General features: G+C 54.5%; 1 protein-coding gene. It reads left to right on the forward strand.

Annotated features, from left to right (window positions below; translation table 11 throughout):
• Positions 1 to 171: 171 nt before the first annotated feature.
• Positions 172 to 2,097: reverse transcriptase domain-containing protein (locus tag ACN0IC_RS15135; RefSeq protein WP_416879588.1), on the forward strand; the 1,926-nt coding region annotated here is incomplete at its 3' end.

Genomic DNA, 2,097 nt, shown 5'->3' on the forward strand with positions numbered 1-2,097 from the left:
CAGGAGACCTTCAGTTGGAAGTCCAGGGGAGTTGAGCCCCCTGCAGCCAAGAAGATGGACCCAATGCCGCAGCAGCAGGAGCCATCCACCAGAGGTGTGCTGAGGGCTGCACGGGAGACAGTCCTGGAGCCCAGAACCTTGAACTTCATCGCGACTTCCGGAGCGCCTGCCATGACCTTCGCCACGGTGGAGGAGCCAGCGTTTCCTGGAGTCGGCCTGGTCCCCGCAGTGTACAAGCCCCGCGACCCCACCAAGGGCAGGGAGTACAGGCTGGCGGTGATCAATGCCTCAGACGACCAGATCAGGGTGAAGACTGGGTGTAGGATGGGGAGTTTTATGATCATTGGGCAGAGGAAGAGGAAGACCTGGAAATCAGAGCAAAGGGAGGAGCAGCCGCAGAAGACTCTCCTTCCAGACCCCAAGCACGTGAAGTGGGTGTTAGAGAACTTGGACCTCAAGAGCTGCAAGCTGCTGGCTGACCCAGCCAAGCTGCAGCAGGTCACTGACTTGATCACCAAGTACGCCGATGTGTTCACTGGTGAGGACCGCCTCACCGTCACCCACACCGACCTGGCGGAGTTTGAGGTAAAGCTGGAAGCTGGGGAGCATGTGCCACATAGGGGCAAGGTGAGGCCTCACAACCCGGAGCAAGAGGAAGCTTTGGAGGAGTTTGTGGACAAGCATCTCAAGTTGGGGAATCTGGAACCCAGTAATAGTCCGTGGTCGCACGAGACTGTCTTGGTGAAGCAGACCACCCCACCTGGTGCCAAGCAGCGTTATCGGGTCTGTCTTGACTACAGACCGATCAACTCCTGTACCATTCCTGATGCTTTCCCCCTGCCCCTCATAGAGACCTCACTCCAAGCATTCTCGGGAGCCAAATGCTTCAGTAGTTTGGATGGAACTAATGCCTATTATTCCATTAGAACTAAAGCAGAGTCCAGACCCTTGCTTGCATTTGCGACCAAGTCTGGCCACTGGCAGCCGATTTCAATGCCCATGGGAGCTCGGAACAGTGGGGCCACCTACTGCAGGATGGTGTCCCGGCTGTTAGCGGACATGGGGACTGACGCCATCCAGGCGTATGTGGACGACTTGCTCGTGTACACCACCGGCATACCCCAGCACCTGGAAGTCTTGGAGGAGGTGTTCAGAAGACACAGGAAGCACCACCTGCCGCTGAACAGTCAAAAATGTAAACTGTTCCAAACTCACATGAATTATCTAGGATTCTCTATTTCTGAAGAAGGGCTTGCAATGCGTGAGGATTACCTGTCACGCATAAGGGAGTGGCCACTCCCAACCACTGGGAGAGAAATTCAGAAGTTCTTGGGGTTTGCGGGGTACTATAGGGGTCACATCCAGAACTATGCCACCCTGACCAACCTCCTGAATCCCTACAAGAAGGACAAGAGAATTGCCTGGAGTCCTGAGGCCACTGCTGCCTTTCAGGATCTGAAGGATCGCTTTCTGGAGAGACCTATCAGAGGATATCCGGACTACAGTGATCAGGCGGCCCCCTTCCTTGTCACCACAGACTGGTCGAGGGAAGGTTGCGGGGCTGTGATCGAGCAGCAGCAGGGCAACCGCCTTCGTCTTATAGCAGTGCTCAGTCAGAAGAACACTGCTGCTATGGCCAGGTATTCCAGCCACAAAGGAGAGACTGCTGCCTTCATTAGAACACTGCAACGGTACGGTTACCTCCTGAGTTACAGACCCTTCAAAGTAATCACAGACTCCACCTTCCTCCTTTGGCTACATAAGGCCTCTCCAGACAAAGGAATGCATTCTCGATGGTTGGACTTGCTTTCCCGTTTTACATTCGAAGTTCAACATAAAGCTGGTGCAGACAACCAAAATGCTGATAGTTTGTCTAGAGCTACTGAGGCCATGGAGGATGCGAGAGAGGGGGAGCATGTGGATGACCTTCTGAAGGAACCTGCCTGCGGAGATGAGGTCACTGGCCTGCCTGCTGACCTCATGGTGGACTTCAATAGGAAGATAGGGGATGGAGGAGTCCAAAGTGCAAATAATGTCACGGCCCAGAGCCGGGTGTATGGTGTTCGAATCAATGAGGATACCAGAACAGGGGTGGAG

Source organism: Litorimonas sp. (assembly GCA_029936425.1).
Classification (GTDB): domain Bacteria; phylum Pseudomonadota; class Alphaproteobacteria; order Caulobacterales; family Maricaulaceae; genus Litorimonas.